The sequence below is a fragment of the Streptomyces sp. NPDC096324 genome (genome assembly GCF_044763015.1).
GTDB lineage: Bacteria > Actinomycetota > Actinomycetes > Streptomycetales > Streptomycetaceae > Streptomyces.
On sequence record NZ_JBIWFK010000002.1, the window covers coordinates 192,309 to 211,917 of the forward strand.

A 19,609-nucleotide genomic window follows, 5' to 3' on the forward strand; every position below is an offset into this window, starting at 1 on the left:
TCGGATCACCGGGCCGGAACGGCCTCGGCAGTCGTCGGAGAGGTGCGCACCGCGTGAGCGAGCTGTTGGGTGTGGCGGTCCTGGGTGCCGGACATATGGGAGCCGACCATGTACGCCGCCTGGACCGGGTGGTGAGCGGGGCCAGGGTCGCCGCCGTGGCTGATCCCGACACCGGGCGAGCCGAGAAGGCGGTCGCGGGCATCGACGGTGTGTCCGTCCACGCCGACGCGGCGGCCGCGCTCGACGCACCCGGGGTGGCGGCCGTCCTCGTCGCCTCCCCCGGCCCCGCGCACGAGGAGGCGCTGCTCGCGGCGTTCGCCCGAGGTCTTCCGGTGCTGTGCGAGAAGCCCCTGACGCCGGAGTCTGCCGGGGCGCTGCGGGTGATGGAGGCGGAGGTACGTCTCGGGCGACGGCTGGCCCAGGTCGGGTTCATGCGTCGGTACGACGCCGAGTACCGGCACCTGAAGTCCCTGCTGGACAGCGGCCGGCTCGGCCGCCCGCTGATGCTGCACTGCACGCACCGCAATGTCTCCTCGCCGCCCGGCTTCACCTCGGCGATGCTGGTCAACAGTTCCGTCTCGCACGAGATCGACGCGGCGCGCTGGCTGCTGGGGCAGGAACTCACCGCGGTGACCGTGGCGCGCCCCCGGTCGTCCGCGACCGCGCCCGAGGGGCTGATCGACCCTCAGTTCATCCTGTTCGAGACGGCCGGCGGGGCCCTGGTCGACGTCGAGGTCTTCGTGAACTGCGGATTCGGCTACCAGGTGGCGTGCGAGGCCGTGTGCGAATCGGGGAGCGCGCGGATCGGGGACGAACGCTCCATGGCCGTGACCGCCGCGGGCGGGCGGCGCGAGGAGGTGGCGCAGGACTATCTCGTGCGCTTCGCCGACGCCTACGACCGTGAGGTGCAGGCCTGGGTGGACGCCACCCGGGCCGGCCGGGTCACCGGCCCTGGGGTCTGGGACGGGTACGCGGCGGCCGCCGTCGCCGAGGCGGGAGTCCTGGCACTGGAGAGCGGCGGCCGCATAGCCGTCGAACTCGTCCCGCGCCCGGCCCTCTACTCCTGACCGGCCCGCCCGTCGGGGTGCGGGCGCTCCGGCCGAGTCGAGGCTGCGGCCGGGGGTTGCGGCTGCGGCTGCGTTATGGGATATCGCGTCCGTGATAGGATCTAACGGTCCGATGTTCCGCACCCCGACACGAAGAGGCGACGACATGGCCGCAGACAGTCGGACCGGGACCGGCCCGCGCGACCGGTTCCGCGCGCAGGTCCGCCAGGAAGTGAAGACCGCGGCGCTGCGCCAGCTCGCCGAGGGCGGCCCGGAGGCACTGTCCCTCAACGCGATCGCCAAGCAGCTCGGCATGACGGGACCCGCGCTCTACCGCTACTTCGCCAACCGCGACAGCCTGTTGACCGACCTCGTCGTCGACGCCTACGGGGACCTGGCGTCGAGTCTCGCCCGGGCCGCCGAGACCGGTCCGGCGGACCCGGCCGCCCGTCTGACCGGGCTGGTGCACGCCTACCGGGCCTGGGCGCTGGCCGAACCACACCGCTACCGCCTGCTCTTCCGGGCGCCGCTCCAGGGTTACGACGCCCAGGCCGCGACCCTGGTCGAGGCCTCGCAGCCGGCCATGGCCGTGCTCCTCGACGCGGTCGGCGCCCTGGCCGAGCCGGATCCGCGGGCCCCGGACGGCGCGGCGGCACAGTTCCGGGAGTGGCGCGAGCGGCACGGCTTCGAGGGCGCGCCGGAGGCGGTCGCCGCGCGCTCCACCCTGCTGTGGGCCCATCTGCACGGCATGGTCGGCCTGGAGATCGAGGGCAACTTCGCGTCGATGGGCGTCGATCCGTCCTATCTGTACGAGGCCGAGGTGGCGGACTTCGCCCGCTCGCTGTGAACGAGCCCCGAACACTCGCACAAACGCCCTTCGAACAGCAGAATGAAAGCCGCTCGGGGGACTGCTTCCGCCCCTCAAGTCACGTACGGTGTCTACGACTTGACTCCACACGGCGACTACCGCATCGGGACCGGTCACCCACTCCGAGAGGACTGCGGCATATGTCAGAAGCATGACCGTATCGGGTGTTGCCAAACCACTTACAGTGCGTCGCGGGCTGTGCGACAGTCGTAGCGGTCCTTCCGTCACCGAGGTCGTACCGTCCCCGCATCGGAGTACGTCATGCCACCCCATCTCTCTGCGGACCGCCCCGCCGCCCAGCCGCCCAGCCGCGGCACGGTCGACGCGCTCATCTCGCAGACCCGCGCCCTGCGCGGCGAGGTGGACGCCGTACGGCGTGAGGCTCCCGCCGACGAGGAGGACGCGCAAGGGCGCTGGCAGCGCGCGCTGTGCAATCTGGCGTTGCATCAGCTGAACGACCTGGACGCGCACTTGGCCCAGCTTCGGGACGGACCGTCGGAACTGTCCGTCCCGCCCGAGGGCCCCGTCGCCACCCGGACCGCCCCGGCCGCACCCCCGCACGGCTCGCTGCTGAGCCGGGTGGGCAGCGCCGAGTGGAACCTGCTGACGGACGAGGCCAGTTGGTCCGGTGAGCTCTACCAGATCCTGGGCCGTGACGCCGCCTCACCCCCGCTCACCCTCGACGAGCTGCCCTCACTGGTCCTCGACGAGGACCGGACGATGCTGACGGCGATGGTCACCGACTGCCTCATCGACGCCAAACCCATCGACGGGGAGTTCCGCATCGTGCGACCCGACGGCGGCGTGCGGACCGTGCACATGATGGGCGAACCCGTGCTCGACGCCGACGGCAGCACCGCCTCGATGTGGGCCGTGCTGCGCGATGTCAGCGAACTGCGCCGCAGTCAGCGGACGGTGGGCGAGACCCAGGAGTCCCTCCAGCGGCAGCGGCACGTGGCCCGGACCGAGCACCGGCTCGCGGTCGAACTCCAGGAGGCCGTGCTGCCGCCCTGGCGCGGCTCCCTGCGCCTCCCCCGCCAGGGACCCCGGGCGCTGGACGTGGCGGCTCACTACCTGCCGTCGTCGAGCACCGCCCTGATCGGCGGAAACTGGTACGAGGCCCTCGAACTCCCCGATGGGGAGACCCTGTTGAGCGTCGGCGACCTCACCGGCCACGGAGTCACGGTGACGTCGGGAATGGCGATGCTGCTCGGCGCCCTGCGCGGCATGTCGGTCGCCGGCACCCAGCCCGGTCAACTCCTCTCGTGGCTGAACCAGTTGCTCGACGCCACCGTCCAGCCCGCTCTGGGCAGCGCCGTCTGCTGCCGCTACGTCCCCGCGACCCGCACCCTGAGCTGGGCGCAGGCAGGACACCCCGCCCCGCTGCTGTACCGCGCCGGGACGGGGCGCGCGCTGTCCGCACCGGACGGCGTCCTGCTCGGAGCCACCTCCGGCGCCGTCTACGGGCAGGCCGAGGAAAGCCTCCGCGTGGGCGACCTGCTGCTCCTGCGCACCGAGGGACTGGTACCCCGGCGAACAGAGGCCCCGCTCCCGGAGGAGACCGGGAGTCAGGAAGGAGCGAGGGCCGTCCAGAGGCTGCTCGACCTGGCCCCACGCTTCGGCGAGGCCCGTACGGCCCAGGACTGTATTCGGATGGTTGTCGAGGAGTTCGGCGGAACCGAGCGCGAGGACGACGCCTGCGTACTCATCGCCCGGATCGGATCCTGACGCGGGAGACGCCGAGCGCGACGAGGCCGATGGGAACGCCGAGAACACCGGAGCCCGAAGGCACCGGATCCGGACAAGGGGGCAGAGACGGCGCGGACGGCCGGAACCGGCATCCTGCGCTGACGGCGACCGACGCCGTTGTCAGCCGAGCCGCCACGCCCTGGACGCGTGCGCCGCGTTCTAGACGCGCGTGCCGTCGCCGCGCCGGGGCTTGAGCGAACCCTTCGGCAGCGCGAGTTTGATCTCCTCACGCAGATCGCTGATCTTCGGATAGCTGGAGTACTGCCCGGTGAGCCGGTACATCTCGCGCAGCCGGTCCCAGGTGCGATGGGAGGAGTTGGAGCCCATCGACGTCAGAGCCAGTCGCGCGTACCGATCGGCCTGTTCGGGATCGTCGGCGATGAAGCAGGCCGACGCCAGCGAGATGTGGTCGAAGATCTTCGACCGGTCCCGCCCCGACTCCCGCAGTTTCAGCGCCTCCTTGGCGTGACGCTGCGCGATCGCCGCGGCGGCCGGCTCGTGCTCGGCGAGCGTGCGGTAGGCGAGCGCCTGCATGCCGTGCATGTCGGCCTCGTCGAACAACTGCATCCAGCTGGGCGGCGGGACGTCCCCGCGGTCGGAGACGAACAGGTCCTCCGCCACACCCAGGGTGCGCCGCATGGCCTGTCCCTTGCCCAGGGACGCCTGCGCCCAAGCCTCGATGGTGTGCAGCATCGCCCGGGTGCGGGGCAGTACCTCGTCCCCCGAACCGGACTTGGCGAGCTTCATGAGGTCGAGTGCGTCGTCGGGCCGGCCCAGGTGCACCATCTGGCGGGCCGCCCGGGAGAGCGCCTCCCCCGCACGGGGCCGGTCGCCGCCCTCACGGGCCGCGTGGGCGGCGATGACGAAGTACTTCTGAGCCGTTGGCTCCAGGCCGACGTCGTGCGACATCCAGCCCGCGAGGACGGCGAGGTTGGCGGCGACGCCCCACAGGCGCCGCTGGAGATGGTCGGGGTGCCGGTAGGAGAGCATGCCTCCCACTTCGTTGAGCTGGCCCACCACGGCCTTGCGTTGCAGCCCGCCTCCGCGGGATGCGTCCCAGGCCCGGAACACCTCGACGGAGCGCTCCAGTTCCTCGATCTCCTGCGACCCGATGGGGGCGGCCTCATAGCGGTCGAACCCGGCGGGGTCGGCGTGCAGGGGGTCCTCGAACTGCGGAGCGTCGGCCGCGAGGGCCGGATCGTTGCGGAGCCAGTCGTGCATGGCAGGGCTGAGTGCGGATCCCGCGGCGAGCGCGGCACCCGCGCCCACCAAGCCGCGTCGGTTGAGCATGAGGTCCATTCCCGTGAATTCGGTGAGGACCGCGGCGGTTCGGTCGGGCGCCCACGGCATGGCATCGGAATGTTCCACACTCCCGCCGCTCTGCCGTTTCCCCGCGCGCCCGTGCCTGACCAGACCGAGGTCCTCGATGGTCACGACACGGCCGAGACGCTCGGTGAACAGGGCCGCCAGCACTCGCGGCACCGGATCGCGCGGGATCTCTCCCATGTCGATCCACCGCCGCACCCGCGAGGTGTCGGTCGCGAGCTGCGGGTGGCCCATGGCCGCCGCCTGCCGGTTGACCAGCCTCGCGAGTTCACCCTTGGACCAGCCGGCCAGGCCGAACAGGTCCGACAGACGAGTGTTGGGTTGTCCGTTCACGTCAAGCCCCCAGGTTCTCGGCTGATTTCGACAGTAACCGTCTGTCAGTTGCTGAGCGACTATTCGCCAGGGTTCGCCAGGGTGCGCCAGATGGTGTGCCAGTGGGCATCGGGTGTCAGGTAGGAATGCGCCACCCCGACCCGGTTGCCAGGGACATTCCCCAGGATGAACCAGGCGGCCGGGGCGGGCAGCGCGGCAACTCGCAGGCACACGAAGGGATCTGTTTCGCCCATGTACACAGCATCGTCCTCCGTGTCCGCTCCGCCCCGGTCGTTGCACCCCCGCCCGGTGGGCAGCGGCCCTTACCTCGACCCCACGCGTCAGGCGGCCCCCGTACTGGGTGCCGGCCGGACGCGGCGCGTGCCGGGGCTCGGCACCCAACCGCTCAGCGGGAGACTCGACTTGTCCGGCCCTCAGGGGGCCCAGCTGCGCACGGCGATCGCGTCGGTGCACCGGATCTGTCCGGAGTTCGCTCCGGTCCAGGTGCTGCGCCGCAGCGGACGCTCCGTGCTCCTCGTCGGCACGACGGGGCGCAGCACGGCCGTCGCCAAGTGCTTACTGGACCAATCCCCCGTCTGGGCCGAGCGGATCCGGCACGAAATAGCTGCATACCGTCTGTTCGTCCGGCACCGCCCGCCTGTGCGGGTGCCCCGGCTGATCGCGGCGGATCCGGACAACTGCACACTGGTGATCGAGCGCATGCCGGGCCGGGTGGCCGCGCTCCAGCGACACCCGGTCGAAGCACCGCCCCGCGCGGACATCCGCGCCGCGCTGAGCGCCATCTGCCGGCTGAACGCCTGGCGGCCGCCGGCCGGGACCTTCAACGCCCCGCTGGACTACGCGGAACGGATCTCCCGCTTCCATGAGCTGGGGCTGCTCACCGACCGGGACATGGGCGACCTGCAGAAGCTGGTGCACGGTATCGCGACGACCTCCGGCCGCCAGGGCATGGGTCAGTTCTGCCACGGCGATGCCCTCCTGTCGAACATCCTTCTCTCACCGGCCGGTCCAGTGCTGGTGGACTGGGAGCACGCGGGCTGGTATCTGCCGGGGTACGACCTGGCGACGCTGTGGGCGGTCCTCGGTGACGCTCCCGTGGCGCGCCGTCAGATCAGCCAGCTCGCGCAGTCGGCGGGCCCGGCGGCACGGGACGCCTTCCTGGTGAACCTGATGATCGTCCTGACCCGCGAGATCCGTACGTACGAGATGGCCGTGCAGCGTTCCCTGCACGACGCGGCCCCGGCGGCGGCGGGCCCCACCCACCCTGCTGCTGCGCCGTCCGGCGAGGAACAGCGGCTGCTGCTGAGGCGGCTGCACGACGACTGCCAGATGGCCCGCCGGGCCGTGCGCGCGGCGGTCGGCACTCGCTGAAGGGGGACGGAGGTCCGCGGTGACGCCGGCACTCGGCGCGCCGCGGACCTCCCTCACGCTCACGACCCGCCGTTCGGGGCAATGGTCCAGGCCACTGACGCCTCGCAGGCCGGGAGGCCGTCGCCACGAAACCCCGCTCACCCCACGTTGACATGGGAAATCGCCTCCTCCTGGGCATGATTGACGGATCGTCGGAGAGCCGGTAGCACTGACGCGTTCGGCTCTCGCACGCCCCACCGCGCACGACCGTCCCAGGAGGCTGCTTTGCACTGGTCCGTCACCGAACCCCAGGGCACCACCAGGCACAGACGCGCGCGCAGAACGGCGGGAACCGTCGCCTCGGCGGCACTGCTGCTGCCGCTGCTCGGCGCGGCCCCTTCGAGCTCGGCCGAGGAGGCGCCCGCGAACGGGCTTCAGGACGCCTTCACCGCCGCGGCCGCCGAGTACCACGTCCCGTCGAGCGTGCTGCTCGCCGTTTCGTATCTCCAGTCCCGCTGGGACACGCACGCCGGCGCCCCGAGCGTCACGGGCGGCTACGGCCCCATGCACCTGACCGACGCCCGTACGGCGATCGCCGGAACTCCGCACCACAGCGACGGCACGGAGGACGCCCGCGGCGACAACTCGCGCGCCGCCCTCACGCCCGATACGACGGTGCCCACGAACGCCCAACTCCCGGCACGGCTCAAGACGTTGACGAAGGCAGCCGACCTCAGCGGCCTGCCAGCGGAACGACTGCGCACCGACGCGGCGGCGAACGTCGCGGGCGGCGCCGCGCTCCTGGCCGCCGCGCAGCGGGACCTCGGCGAACCCCTGAGCGACGACCCCGCCGACTGGTACGGAGCGGTGGCGCGATTCTCGGGAGCCGACGACAGCGGCACCGCGGCGACCTACGCCGACGACGCGTACGACGTGATGCGCACCGGCGAGTCGCGGGTCACGGACACGGGCCGGCGGGTGACGCTCGCCGCCCGGCCCGGGCTGAGCCCCGACACCGCGCAACTGCGCGGGGCGGGACTGCGGACGGCCTCCGCCGACGGCACGGAGTGCCCGAGGAGCGTGTCCTGCGAGTGGATCCCCGCCCCGTACGAGGAGTTCGGCGAGGGCGACTACGGCAACCACGACCTGGGCGACCGGCCCGCCTCGCAGAGCATCAAGTACATCGTCATCCATGACACGGAAGGCACCTGGGACGGGGTGCTGAATCTGGTCCAGGACCCGACCTATGTGTCGTGGAACTACACCCTGCGCTCGACCGACGGGCACATCGCCCAGCATGTGAGGGCCAAGGACGTGGCCTGGCACGCGGGAAACTGGTACATCAACGCGAAGTCGGTCGGTCTGGAGCACGAGGGCTTCCTGACCGCGCCCGACACCTGGTACACGGAGGAGATGTACCGGGCCTCCGCCCGCCTGGTGCGGTATCTCGCCCGGAAGTACGACATCCCGCTGGACCGGCAGCACATCCTCGGGCACGACAACGTCCCGGGCCCCACCACCTCCACCATCCCGGGCATGCACACGGACCCGGGCCCGTACTGGGACTGGCAGCACTACTTCACCCTCCTCGGCCACCCCTTCCACCCCACGTACGGCAAGGGCGCCGACCTGGTGACGGTCCTGCCCGACTTCGACGCGAACCAGCCGGTGTACACGGGCTGCGTCACCAAGGGCGAGCCCTGCGCCGCGCACGGTTCCAGCGAGGTGCGCCTCTACTCCCAGCCGGACGAGAGCTCACCGCTGATCCAGGACATCGGCCTGTACCCGAAGGGCGACGCCTCGACGACCGGGGTGAACGACGTCGCCTCGCGGGTCTCCACAGGACAGCGGTACGCGCTCGCCGGACGGGACGGCGACTGGACGGCGATCTGGTACCTGGGCCAGAAGGCCTGGTTCGAGAACCCGCGCAAGCAGCCGACCGCGGTGCGGGCGTCGGGGCCGGCCGTGACACCCAAGGAGGGCCTGGCGGAGATCCCCGTGTACGGCAGGGCGTACCCGGAGAAGGAGGCGTACCCGGCGGGCGTGCCCGTCCAGGCCGTCTCGCCGCTGCCGTACAAGATCCTCGCCGGCCAGCGCTACGCGGCCGGTGACAAGGTGCCCGGCGAGTACTTCTTCTCGCCGACCTTCGACACCACCTCGCACCGGGTCGTGATCGGTACGGACCTGTACTACGAGATCCAGTACGGGCACCGGGTGGAGTTCGTGCGGGCGGCGGACGTGGACCTGGTCCGGTAGTCCGTCCGGCGTTCCGGGGCCGGGTCCGCGCGGTGCGGGCCCGGCGTCCGGATCGCCGAAGACATTGACACCGGCAAGCGACCAGGGAAAGTGCCCTCCAGGACAGGTTCGGCCGCGCTCGGGCCAGTTAACGACATGTAACCGCACGTCTGCTCTCCGTGCGCTGTGATGGGCCGTTCACGAACACGGCACACCCTGGGGCAGGCATGGGCAACTTCGTCAAAGAGACTTCAGCGCGGCCGGCCGGTGCGGCGGTCCCCCGGCGATGCGAGTGCGGTGGCGAACCCCGCAACGACGCGCCCGCGGGGGCCGAGGAAAGGTTTCGGGGTCTGCTGGAGGCGGCACCCGATGCCATGGTCATCGTCGACGACACCGGAACCATCAGACTCGTCAACGCCCAGACCGAGGCCCTCTTCGGCTACACCCGCGAGGAACTGCTGGGCCGCCCCGTGGAACTCCTCGTGCCGGGCCGCTTCCGCGCCCATCACTCCTTCCACCGCGCCGGCTACGCCGACAACCGCCAGGTCCGTCCGATGGGCGCGGGACTCGAACTCCACGGCCTACGCAAGAACGGCACCGAGTTCCCCGTCGAGATCAGCCTCAGCCCGCTGGAGACAGCCGACGGACTCCTCGTCTCCGCCGCCGTCCGCGACGTCAGCGACCGCAAGGCCGCAGAGGAAAGGTTTCGGGGTCTGCTGGAGGCGGCACCCGATGCCATGGTCATCGTCGACGACACCGGCACGATCAAACTCGTGAACGCCCAGACCGAGGCCCTCTTCGGCTACCGCCGTGAGGAATTGCTCGGGCACTCCGTGGACCTCCTCGTACCCGGCCGCTTCCGCGGCCACCACCACCGGCACCGCAACGGCTACACGGACAACCGCCAGGTCCGTCCGATGGGCGCGGGACTCGAACTCCACGGCCTGCGCAAGAACGGCACCGAGTTCCCCGTCGAGATCAGCCTCAGCCCGCTGGAGACCAGCGACGGACTCCTCGTCTCCGCGGCCGTCCGGGACGTCAGCGACCGCAAGCGCGCCGAGGCACGCATCAACGAACTGGCCGGTCTCGTCGAGTCCTCACAGGACGCGATCCTCGCCAAGACCCTGGACGGTCACATCACCTACTGGAACGCCGCCGCGCAGCGGCTGTACGGCTACTCGCGCGCCGAGGTGATGGGCAGGCACGTGTCCCTGCTCGCGACCACGGAGCGGCGCGGCGAGATCGACATGCTCCTCGACCGGCTGCGCAGCGGTGAGAAGGTCGAGCACTTCGAGACCCTGCGGCTGACGCGCTCGGGCGCCCTGCTGGACGTGGACATCACGCTGTGGCCCACCCGGGACGCGGACGGCACGGTGATCGGCGCGTGCGCGATCGTCCGGGACATCAGCGACCGCAAGCGGGCCGAGGCGGAGCTGACCTTCCTGTACGAGCAGCAGCGGCACATCGCCCTCACCCTCCAGCGCAGCCTCATGGGAACGCCGCCCGCCATCCCGGGGCTGACCACCGCGAGCCGGTACCGGCCCGCCACGCAGGGAGCGGGCGTGGGCGGGGACTGGTTCGACCTGATCCCGCTCGGCGCCGGCCGGGTCGGGGTGCTGATCGGCGATGTGATGGGCCGCGGTCTGGAAGCCGCCGCCGTGATGGGCCAACTGCGCTCCGCCGCACACGCCCTGGCCAAGACCGGCATGCAGCCCCGCCAGCTGATGCAGGCCCTGGAGGCCGTCGTCGGCGATCTGGATGTGCCCGACCAGCTCGTGACCTGCTGCTATCTGGTCATCTCCGCCGACGCGGGTGAGGTGACGGTCTGCTCGGCCGGGCATCTGCCGACCCTGGTGGCCACGCCCGGCACCGGTGCCCGGCAGCTCCCCGCGCCGGTGAACGCGCCGCTCGGTGTCGGCGGCATCCTCTACGAGCAGGCGACCTCGGTGATCCCTCCCGGGGCGACACTCGTCCTGTACACCGACGGTCTCATCGAGACGCCCGGCAGCGACATCGAGGACCAGCTCACCGAACTGACCGTCACCCTCGCGGGCCTGTTCGACACCGCACCCGATCTGGAGGAGGCCGCCGACCATGTGCTGTCGGCCCTGCTGCCGGACTCCGACGGGCACAACGACGACGTCACACTGCTGCTCACCCGGCTCCCCGACGGGCCCCTGGCCACCGTCAACACGGACCTTCCCGCGGTGCCCGAGTCGGTCCCGGAGGGCCGCGCCTTCCTCAGCAAGGCGCTCACCGCCTGGGACTGCGTTCCCGCCGGGGAGGACGCCCGGCTGCTGCTCTCGGAGATCCTCACCAACGCCGTACAACACGCGCAGGGGCCCATCGGCGTGCATCTGTGCCGCAGCGCGACCGACCTGACCGTGGAGATCAGCGACCGCAGTCCGCATCTGCCGCAGCCGCGGACGGCCGGCGAGGACGAGGAGTCGGGACGGGGCCTGATCCTGGTCCGCGCGCTCGCCGACAACTGGGGGGTACGGCCCACCGACGCGGGCAAGACGACCTGGTTCACCCTCAAACTGTGACGCCGGGTGGGGTGTTCGGCCTCAGCCCTGCTGGAACAGCTCCGCCGGGAGCGGCTTCAGGAGTGCGTACAGGTCGTCCGTGATCGGACGGTCCCAGGCGGCGATGGTCACCAGGACGTTGTCGCTGCGGTCGAACTGGACGCAGGAGATGCGGGTCTCGGAGAGCTTCAGCCGGCGCACGATCAGGAGGTTGTCGCCCTGCATCACCGGCATGTCCTCGGTCCCGGTGACGGTCACCTCCTCGTTGTTCTCCAGCGCGATCAGGAGCTGGGCCACCTCGAAGGGGACCTCGTTCTCGGCGACGTCCCGGGCCTGGGAGCCCTCGGGCAGGTTGCCGATGATCATCGCGGGACCGCGGCCGCCGAACAGGTCGTACCGCAGGAAGACGCCCTGGCAGCTTCCGTCGGGGGCGGGCAGCAGGCCCGCGCCGAGATTGCCGGGCCAGTCGCCCGGATCCATGGCCAGAACATCGAACTCGGGCCCGGCGGGCGTGGCGCTGCGGCGGCGGAGGAAGGACATGCCGCAATGGTACGTGCACGGGCGCGTAGCGGGCCCCACGGGCGCCGTACGTACCGGCCCCGCGGGCTCTGTGCGCGCGGGGCCGGAGGGCGGGCCGGCGGTGTCAGGAGATGGCCTGGTCCTCCAGTGCCGCGGCCAGTCCCCGGCGGTCGGTGCCGACCTTGCGGTAGACCGCCGACAGGAGACGGACGACGGCGTGCTCGTCGATGTGCAGTTCCTCGGCGATCTGGGCCGGGGTCCGGTCCCGCGCGGTGAGCGAGGCGGCGGTGCGCTCGCGGGCGGTGAGGGCGTCCGTCTCGGTGCTGTGCAGCCGTCGCGGCCGAAGTCCCGCCGAGGCCAGCTCGTCGCGGGCGTCCTCGATCAGTCCGTCGGCACCGCACTGGACCGCCGCGTCGAGGCCGCGGTACAGGTGCTCGGCGGCTTCCCTGGGGCGTCCGGCGCGGCGCAGTTCGGTGCCCAGGGCGACCAGGGAACAGGCCAGTTCGTATGCGGCCGGGGAGCGCTCCAGATGGCCGACGGACTCTTCGAGGAGCCGGACGCGGTCGGGTCCCGGGGAGACCTCGGCGGCGACGCGCAGGGCCTGGCCGATCGTGGAGGGGGCGCCGTACTGGCGGGCGCGGTTCACCGCTTCGAGTGCCGTGGCGACGGCGCGTTCCGGGGCGTCGTGGCTCTCGGCGCGGGCGAGGTGGAGTTGCCAGGGGCACCAGGCGGGGTTGCGCATGCCGCGCGGGTCCAGGCGGCGGCCGGCGGAGGCGAGCTCGACGGCGGCGTCCCTGGTGAGGCCGCGGGCGAGCAGGAGTTCGCCGTACACGGTCTGGGCGTCGGGGAAGGTCACGGCGGCCGGGAACGGGGCGTGGAAGGCGTAGGCCTCGCCGGTGCGCGCGGCCTCCTCGACCTGGCCCCGGGCGAGCAGGACCTGGATGAGGGTGCCCACCGCGTACCAGTGGACGGGTGTACCGGGCCCGACGCGTTCGGCGAGTCGGAGGCCCGCGCGGACGAAGTCCTCGGCCTCGGCCAGACGGCCGCGGCGGAAGCGGACGTATCCGAGGATCGTGTAGCCGAAGGAGAGGTGGGCGCCGTGCCAGCCCTGGGATTCGAAGTCGGCGATCCCGGTGGCGAAGAGTTCTTCCGTGCGGCCCGGCCGGTCGGCGTACATGAAGGTCATGGCGACCAGGACGGGGACCTCGAAGCCGCGGTCGGCCTCGGCCCAGCCGAGGCCGCCGGTCAGGGCGCGCTCGGCGTGGTGGAGGGCGACGGGGGCGGGTTCGCCGCGCAGGGTGGCGTCCCAGGCGCGCAGCCCGATGACATAGCGCTCGGTGAGGTCGTGGCCGGTGAGCCGGTCGGCGAGCCGGGCGAGGCGCCGGGAGCGGGAGGGCGAGTCGGGTTCGTCGGCGCGGAAGGCGTCCCACATGAACTGTTCGGACTGCATGCGCAGACGTACGCGGGCGTCGCCGGTGACCGGGATCTCGCGGGCGAGGGTCTCGGAGGCCTCGGCGAGGCGGTCGCTGTGGGCGAGCACCTGGGACAGTCGGTAGACGATGTTGTGGCGCAGCTCGGGGTCGGTGATCGGTTCTTCCAGGGCCGCGCGCAGATGGTTGACCGTGGTTCCCGGCTCGGTGAGCAGGGACGCGCAGCCCAGTTCGTAGAGGACGGCGGCGCGGTCCTCGAAGGGCGGCGGTTCGCGCAGGGCACGGGCGAGGTAGCGGCGGGCGGCGTCGGGGGCTCCGGCGCGCTGGGTCTCGCGGGCGGCGGCGCGCAGTTGCTGGACGATCCAGGTGTCGCCGTCCGGGTGGGTCTCCATGAGGTGGCGGGCGGCGGCGGCCGGGCCGAGTCCTTCGTCGATCACGCACCAGGCGGCCTGGCCGTGCAGGGCGACGCGGACGCTTCCGGGGATGTCGCGGTAGACGGCGGTGGCGATCAGCGGGTGCACGAATTCGAGGGGGTCGACGCCGGTCAGGATGCGGGCGATGCGCAGGGCGTCCGCCGCGTCGGCGGCTTCCTCGGAGCCGAGTCCGGCGACGGCGGCGGCGAGTGAGGGGCGGATCTCGGTGCCGAGCACGGCGCAGGCCCAGGCGAAGCGGACGGTCGCGGTGCCGAGGCGTTCGAGGCGGGCGACGATGCCGCTGCCCTTGACGGCGGCGGCGAGGTCGCGCAGGAGGTGCGCTCCGTCCTCGGTCGGGGTGAGTCCGCGGTCCCGGACCTTGGCGGTCAGTTCGACGGCCTCGAACGGGTTGCCCGCGGTGACCGCCCAGCACTCGCGGCAGAACGCGTCGTCGGCCTGGGTGCCGAGGTCCTCCCGGACGAGCCGGGCGACGGCGCCGGCGCTGAGCGGTTCGAGGCCGATGGGACGCTGTCCGGCACGGCCGGGCAGTCCCCTGAACGCCTCGGCGTGTTCGGGCAGTTCGTCCGGGCGGTACGCGACGACGAGCAGCAGGGGGAGTTGTTCGGCGCGGGGTGCGAAGGCGGCGAGCCAGCTCAGTGATTCGGCGTCGGCCCAGTGCGCGTCGTCCAGGAGGAGCACCATGGGGGCGTGCTGCACGGCGAGGTGGGTGAGCACCCAGTCGAGTCCGGCGCGCAGGCCCTGCTGGTCGGGCGGGGCGCCCTCGGACGGCGCGCACAGGCCGAGCGCGGGGCCGACGATGGCGTACCAACTCCCCAGGGAGGAGCGGAGTTCGGCCTCGGAGTACCGGGCGAGCTGCGGTTGCAGGAGCTGGCGGGCGACGTGGAAGGCGACGCGCTGTTCCTGTTCACCGCCGCGCGCGCTCAGCACGGTGCAGCCCTTGGCCGCGGAGCGCCTGCGGACCTCGCCGAGGAGGGTCGTCTTGCCGATGCCGGCGCGTCCGGCGAAGGCGAGGAGCGCGCCGCGGGAGCGGCCCGGCGGCTCGCCGGGTTCCCGGCGCAGGCCGACCAGATCGCTCAACGCCTCGTCCGCGGCGGATAGTTCACTCTCGCGCTCGAAGAGCGTCCGACGGCTGCGAAGGCTTCGTTGCCCCATGATCACCCCCTGCCACGATCGCGCGTCCGCGCGGGGAGCGGATGCGCACCGTGACCTACAGGCACCTCAGCGTACGCCCCGATCATCCACGGGGCAGCCCGTTCGGACGCTCCTGGTCAGAACCTCTCGCGCGACGACGGGGCCGCGGGAGGACCGGACGGCGGGCGGCCTCCCGGGCGCGGGGACCCCGGCCGCCGCCCTTCCTCACTCTGGGGGCGGCGGAGCGGGTTCCGGCGGTCGTCGGTCAGGTCAGGTCGAACTCCCCCTCGCGGGCCCCCGATACGAACGCCCCCCACTCCGCGGGCGTGAAGATCAGGGAAGGGCTCTGGGGGCGGACACTGTTGCGCATCGCGATGAAACCCTCGACGAAGGCGATCTGGACATCTCCGCGCCCTCGGCTGCTGGACTGCCAGTCGGCGTTGCTGAGGTCCAGCTCCGGCTTGTCCCAGCCCGCGAGCGGGTGCTGCTCGATGGTGCTCTCGGCCACGTCCGTGCTCCTCCCGGTTCGTCGTCCGCGGCCAGCCTAGCGATCGGCCGGTGCCGCGCACAGGCCATGTCGGAGGGACGGTCTCAGGAGGTGGGCGGCGCGGAGCCGACCAGCCACATCGAGAAGAACTGGGATCCGCCTCCGTAGGCGTGGCCGAGCACCCTGCGTGCCCCGTCGACCTGGTGTTCTCCGGCCTGGCCGCGCGCCTGGAGGGCCGCTTCGGCGAAGCGGATCATGCCGGAGGCGCCGATCGGGTTGGTGGAGAGGACCCCGCCCGACATGTTGACGGGCAGGTCGCCCTCCAGTTCGGTCACGCCGGACTCGGTGAGTTTCCAGCCCTCGCCCTCGTCGGCGAAGCCGAGGTTCTCCAGCCACATGGGCTCGTACCAGGAGAACGGCACGTACATCTCGACGGCGTCGATGTCGCGGCGGGGGTCCGCGATCCCGGCCTGGCGGTACACGTCGGCCGCGCAGTCCTTGCCGGCCTGCGGGGAGACGAAGTCCTTGCCGGCGAAGAGGGTCGGTTCGCTGCGCATCGCGCCGCCGTGCATCCAGGCGGGCGGGCGCGGTGAACGGGCCGCGCCGGCGCGGTCGGTGAGGATCATCGCGCAGGCCCCGTCGGAGGAGGGGCAGGTCTCCGAGTAGCGGATCGGGTCCCAGAGCATGGGCGAGGCCTGGACCTTCTCCAGGGTGATGTCGTGCTCGTGCAGGTGCGCGTACGGGTTCTTCAGCGCGTTGCGGCGGTCCTTGAAGGCGACGAGCGAGCCGACGGTGTCGGGTGCGCCGGTGCGCCGCATGTAGGCGCGTACGTGCGGAGCGAAGAAGCCGCCCGCGCCGGCGAGCAGCGGCTGCTGGAACGGGATGGGCAGCGACAGGCCCCACATGGCGTTGGATTCGGACTGTTTTTCGTAGGCGAGGGTCAGGACGGTTCCGTGGACGCGGCCGGCGACGAGGTTGGTGGCGACGAGGGCCGTCGATCCGCCGACGGAGCCCGCCGTGTGCACCCGGAGCATCGGTTTGCCGGTCGCGCCGAGCGCGTCCGCGAGATACAGCTCGGGCATCATGACGCCCTCGAAGAAGTCGGGCGCCTTGCCGATGACGACCGCGTCGATGTCGGCCCACGTCAACTCGGCGTCGCTCAGCGCGCGGCGGGCGGCCTCGCGGACGAGTCCGGCGATGGACACGTCCCGGCGCGCCGCCACGTGCTTGGTCTGGCCGATGCCTACGACGGCCACGGGTTCCTTGCTCATCGGGCGTCCCCCTCGAGTACGGCGACCAGGTTCTGTTGGAGGCAGGGGCCGGAGGTGGCGTGGGCGAGTGCCCGGTCGGACTCCCCGCGGTGGACGCGGGCCGCGGCCTCGCCGATGCGGATGAGTCCGGCCGCCATGATCGGGTTGGCGGCGAGAGCGCCTCCCGAGGGGTTGACGCGCACGCTGTCGTCGAGCCGCAGCGCCTTGCGCAGGACGACTTCCTGGGAGGAGAAAGGGGCGTGCAACTCGGCCGTGTCGACGGGTCGTTCGAAGACGCCCGCGCGTTCGGCGGCCAGCCGGGTGGACGGGGAGTCGGTCAGGTCGCGTACGCCGAGGGAGTGGGGCTCGATGCGGTGGTCGATGCCCCGGATCCAGGCGGGCCGATCGCACAGGTCGCGGGCCCGGTCCCCCGCGGCGAGGATCACGGCGGCGGCGCCGTCGCCGATGGGCGGGCAGTCGCCGGTGCGCAGGGGGCGTACGAGATAGTCCCCCTGAGGCCTCGGACCGCGGAGCTGGGCGTGGGAGTTGGCGCTCGCGGAGGCCCGGCTGCGGGCGGCGACGGAGGCGAGTTCCGCCTCGTCGGTCTCGCCCGCGTCGATGAGCGCCCGCGCCTGGAGAGCGGCGAGGGCGACCGAGTCGGGCCACAGCGGGGCCAGGTAGTACGGGTCCAACTGCCGTGTCAGGACGTCGCGTACGGAGCCGGGCGAGGACTTGCCGTAGGAGTAGACGAGCGCGGTGTCGGCGTCGCCGGTGAGCAGTTTGGTCCAGGCCTCGTACAGCGCCCAGGCGCCGTCCATCTCGACGTGCGACTCGGAGATCGGCGGCCAGGCGCCGACGCCGTCGAGCGCCATGGTGAAGGAGAAGGCGCGGCCCGCGAGATAGTCGGTGGAGCCGGAGCAGGTGAAGCCGATGTCACCGGCGCGCAGGCCCGTCCGGTCGAGGACCTCGTGCAGGACGGGGAGGAGCATCTCCACCTCGGAGAGCTCGTCGGAGGTGCGCCGGTGGTCGCTCTGCGCGAAGGCGACCACGGCGATGTCCCTGATGGGCTCCATCTACAGCATCTCCTTGTACGTCTCGTAGTCCGCGTCGGGTTCTCCGGTGGGCCGGTAGTGGTCGGGGTAGCGGCCCCCCTCGGACCACACGGGCTCCACGCGCAGCCCCATGCGGACCTCGTCGTAGGGGATGCCGCCGATCCGGCCGTGCAGCGCGAGTCCGGCGCCGTCGAGCGCGATGTGCGCGTAGACGTAGGGGACTTCGATGTCGAGGTTCTTCGCCTTGATGTTGACGATGCAGTACGTCGTGACGGTGCCGCGCGGGCCGACCTCGACCTGTTCGCCGGTGGCCACCCCGCAGGTGGGACAGGCGCCCCTGGACGGGACGTACACCTTGCGGCACGAGGGGCAGCGTTCGCCGAGAATCCGCCGCTCGGCGAGGCCCGCGATGTAGGCGGTCTGGGCGCGGCCCGGCGAGTAGACGTAGTCGAGCCGTGCGGGGGCGACGATCCCGGTCACCATGTCCTCGAACCGGCCGTCGTGGCCCGCGGGTTCGGCGGCGGGGCCGTCGTACGGCTCGAAGCAGGCGATGTCGGTGATGGCGCCGGAGCGCTCGGCGGCCCAGCGGACGCGGACGCGCATCCCGGTGCGCACGGCGTCGGGGCCGGGGGCGTCGAGGGCGTGCAGCAGGGCGGTGTCGGCGCCGTCGAGCTTGACCAGGACCCAGGCGAACGGGGTGCCGAGGGGCTGGCCGCGGCGGGGTTCGTGGTTCCAGGCCCAGGTGGTGACGGTGCCGGTGGGGGCGACCTCGACGAGGTCGGACAGTTCCTCGGCGGTGAGGGGGTCGTACTCGACGGGTGGGACGAGGGTGCGTCCGTCGGCGGTCCGTACGCCGAGGACGATCTGTTCGCGCAGCCCCGTGAGGAAGGCGCTCTGCACGGGTCCGAGCGAGCGAGTGAAGGGGAACTCGACGACGAGGGGGGCTTTGAGGACTTCGGGCATCCCGGATCTCTCCTTCCAACGGCCGGTCGTGCCGTGTCCGCGGGGCGGACGGGGCACGTCCGGGGCCGGGCTTGCGGGTCAGGCCCGCCGGTAGACGGGCGGGCGCTTCTCGGCGAAGGCCCGGGAGCCTTCCTTGGCGTCGGCGGTGTCGAACACCGGCCAGCCGCGCCGCAGTTCGGCGGCGAGCCCGTCGGTCTCGGTCAGTTCGGCGGTCTCGTACACGGACGCCTTGACGGCCTCGACGGCGAGCGGGCCGCACGCGTTGATCTGCTCGGCGACGGCGAGCGCCTTGTCCAGTGCCGTCCCGTCGGGCACCACATGACCGATCAGCCCGATGTCCGCGGCCTCCTGGGCGGTGTACGGGCGTCCCGTGAGCAGCATTTCGAGGGCGTGGGTGCGCGGGATCTGGCGTTGCAGCCGTACCGTCGAGCCGCCGATCGGGAAGAGTCCGCGCCTGACCTCGAAGAGCCCGAAGGTCGCGGAGGCGCCCGCGACCCGGATGTCGGTGCCCTGGAGGATCTCGGTGCCGCCCGCGACGCAGTACCCCTCGACGGCCGCGATCACCGGTTTGCGGGGGCGGTGGTGGCGCAGCATGGCCTTCCAGTGCAGATCGGGGTCGGCCTTGAGGCGGTCCCGGTACTGCTCGCCCTCCATGCCCCGGCCGGCCAGGGCCTTGAGGTCCATCCCGGCACAGAAGGCACCGCCCGCGCCGGTGAGCACGATCGAGCGGATCGCGTCGTCCTCGTCGGCCTCGACCCAGCCGTCGTACAGGCCGACCAGCATCGGCAGCGAGAGCGCGTTCCTGGCCTCGGGCCTGTTGAGCGTGAGCACCAGTGTGGCGCCTTCGCGGTGCACGGTGAGGTGTTCGGTCCCACCCATGGGCGTCCTCCCGTCTCGGATGCGAGAACAGG

Annotated in this window: 15 protein-coding genes; 6 read left to right on the forward strand and 9 right to left on the reverse strand. The window is 72.0% G+C overall.

Translation table 11 applies throughout. The features are described from left to right. The first annotated feature begins 53 nt into the window (after positions 1-53). The 3 genes from ACIQ7M_RS04375 (at position 54) to ACIQ7M_RS04385 (ending at position 3,642) form a co-directional block, all read left to right on the forward strand. A complete protein-coding gene (locus ACIQ7M_RS04375; protein WP_403639524.1) occupies positions 54-1,067 on the forward strand; it encodes a Gfo/Idh/MocA family protein in 1,014 nt (337 codons plus the stop codon). A gap of 145 nt (positions 1,068-1,212) precedes the next feature. Continuing rightward, complete coding sequence (locus ACIQ7M_RS04380) at positions 1,213-1,893, forward strand: TetR/AcrR family transcriptional regulator (protein WP_403639527.1); 681 nt, start codon at positions 1,213-1,215, stop codon at positions 1,891-1,893. A gap of 282 nt (positions 1,894-2,175) precedes the next feature. Further along, positions 2,176-3,642 carry a PP2C family protein-serine/threonine phosphatase gene (locus ACIQ7M_RS04385; protein WP_403639530.1) on the forward strand — a complete coding sequence of 489 codons (1,467 nt, stop codon included), beginning with the start codon at positions 2,176-2,178 and terminating at the stop codon, positions 3,640-3,642. Between the two features lie 180 nt (positions 3,643-3,822). Here ACIQ7M_RS04385 and ACIQ7M_RS04390 read toward each other — a convergent pair whose 3' ends face one another. After that, positions 3,823-5,322, reverse strand: coding sequence for a hypothetical protein (locus ACIQ7M_RS04390; protein ID WP_389836633.1), 1,500 nt, complete (start codon positions 5,320-5,322; stop codon positions 3,823-3,825). 59 nt (positions 5,323-5,381) lie between these two features. After that, entirely contained in the window at positions 5,382-5,555 is a 174-nt protein-coding gene (locus tag ACIQ7M_RS04395; RefSeq protein WP_386976526.1) for a hypothetical protein, read from the reverse strand. Here ACIQ7M_RS04395 and ACIQ7M_RS04400 point away from each other — a divergent pair. From ACIQ7M_RS04400 to ACIQ7M_RS04410, 3 genes are all read left to right on the forward strand, one after another. Continuing rightward, complete coding sequence (locus tag ACIQ7M_RS04400) at positions 5,554-6,693, forward strand: aminoglycoside phosphotransferase family protein (protein ID WP_355763404.1); 1,140 nt, start codon at positions 5,554-5,556, stop codon at positions 6,691-6,693. The two genes, ACIQ7M_RS04395 and ACIQ7M_RS04400, sit on opposite strands and share 2 nt — an antisense overlap. Positions 6,694-6,957: 264 nt before the next feature. Beyond that, positions 6,958-8,928, forward strand: coding sequence for an N-acetylmuramoyl-L-alanine amidase (locus ACIQ7M_RS04405; RefSeq protein WP_403639535.1), 1,971 nt, complete (start codon positions 6,958-6,960; stop codon positions 8,926-8,928). Positions 8,929-9,134: 206 nt separating this feature from the next. After that, on the forward strand, positions 9,135-11,453 hold the full coding sequence (locus tag ACIQ7M_RS04410; RefSeq protein ID WP_403639538.1) for a PAS domain S-box protein: 2,319 nt from the start codon (positions 9,135-9,137) through the stop codon (positions 11,451-11,453). Between the two features lie 21 nt (positions 11,454-11,474). Here ACIQ7M_RS04410 and ACIQ7M_RS04415 read toward each other — a convergent pair whose 3' ends face one another. The 7 genes from ACIQ7M_RS04415 to ACIQ7M_RS04445 form a co-directional block, all read right to left on the reverse strand. Further along, positions 11,475-11,972: a hypothetical protein gene (locus tag ACIQ7M_RS04415; protein WP_326789595.1), complete on the reverse strand. Its 498-nt coding sequence runs from the start codon at positions 11,970-11,972 to the stop codon at positions 11,475-11,477. Between the two features lie 103 nt (positions 11,973-12,075). Then, positions 12,076-14,967 (reverse strand): ATP-binding protein, encoded by a 2,892-nt coding sequence (locus tag ACIQ7M_RS04420; RefSeq protein WP_403639541.1) that lies wholly within the window; start codon positions 14,965-14,967, stop codon positions 12,076-12,078. A 244-nt stretch (positions 14,968-15,211) separates the two neighbouring features. Further along, entirely contained in the window at positions 15,212-15,454 is a 243-nt protein-coding gene (locus ACIQ7M_RS04425) for a DUF397 domain-containing protein (protein WP_355763416.1), read from the reverse strand. Positions 15,455-15,537: 83 nt separating this feature from the next. Beyond that, the gene (locus ACIQ7M_RS04430) at positions 15,538-16,704 is read right to left on the reverse strand and encodes a thiolase domain-containing protein (protein ID WP_403639546.1); all 1,167 of its coding nucleotides are present in this window, start codon (positions 16,702-16,704) and stop codon (positions 15,538-15,540) included. Beyond that, positions 16,701-17,756, reverse strand: coding sequence for a thiolase domain-containing protein (locus ACIQ7M_RS04435; protein WP_403639548.1), 1,056 nt, complete (start codon positions 17,754-17,756; stop codon positions 16,701-16,703). Before ACIQ7M_RS04435 ends, ACIQ7M_RS04430 begins: the two co-directional genes overlap by 4 nt. After that, the gene (locus ACIQ7M_RS04440; protein WP_403639551.1) at positions 17,757-18,698 is read right to left on the reverse strand and encodes a Zn-ribbon domain-containing OB-fold protein; all 942 of its coding nucleotides are present in this window, start codon (positions 18,696-18,698) and stop codon (positions 17,757-17,759) included. It abuts the gene before it with no gap. Between the two features lie 78 nt (positions 18,699-18,776). After that, positions 18,777-19,577 carry a crotonase/enoyl-CoA hydratase family protein gene (locus tag ACIQ7M_RS04445; RefSeq protein WP_386986910.1) on the reverse strand — a complete coding sequence of 267 codons (801 nt, stop codon included), beginning with the start codon at positions 19,575-19,577 and terminating at the stop codon, positions 18,777-18,779. Between the last annotated feature and the right edge of the window lie 32 nt (positions 19,578-19,609).